The 390-nt window shown below is 47.7% G+C and carries 1 protein-coding gene; it reads right to left on the bottom strand.

What is annotated here, in order from left to right; translation table 11 throughout:
• Positions 1-33: 33 nt before the first annotated feature.
• On the bottom strand, positions 34-390 hold a 357-nt coding region (locus tag B3O33_RS09920; protein WP_292363516.1), incomplete at its 5' end, for a diguanylate cyclase domain-containing protein.

Here is a 390-nt window from a genome sequence, read left to right as displayed (position 1 = left end):
CGGCTAATCGCGCCTGTGGCAATATTTAATTGCTCAGGCAGACTGAATGCAGTTACGGCCTTTTTGCTTGGCCTGATAGAGCTGTTTATCTGCTCTATCAATCAGTTCATTATGCTCATCATTTGCCGATGGAATCATGGTGCTGACGCCCAGGCTAATGGTGAGCAACTGACTGACTTTTGAGCAGTCGTGAGGGATCTGTTTTTTGAAAAGTGCCTGCCGACAACGCTCGGCTATGGACCAGGCGGCATTATTATCTGTTTCCGGCAACAGCATCACAAACTCTTCGCCACCAAAGCGTCCAAAAAAATCCCGGGAACGTACGGCAACATTATTCAAGGTTGCAGCAACCTGCTTCAGACAATCATCACCCTGCAAATGACCATAACA

Source organism: Methylophaga sp. UBA1464 (assembly GCF_002325665.1).
Classification (GTDB): domain Bacteria; phylum Pseudomonadota; class Gammaproteobacteria; order Nitrosococcales; family Methylophagaceae; genus Methylophaga.
Note: the sequence above shows the minus strand (reverse complement) of the source record. Positions and strands in the feature narration are given on the sequence as shown.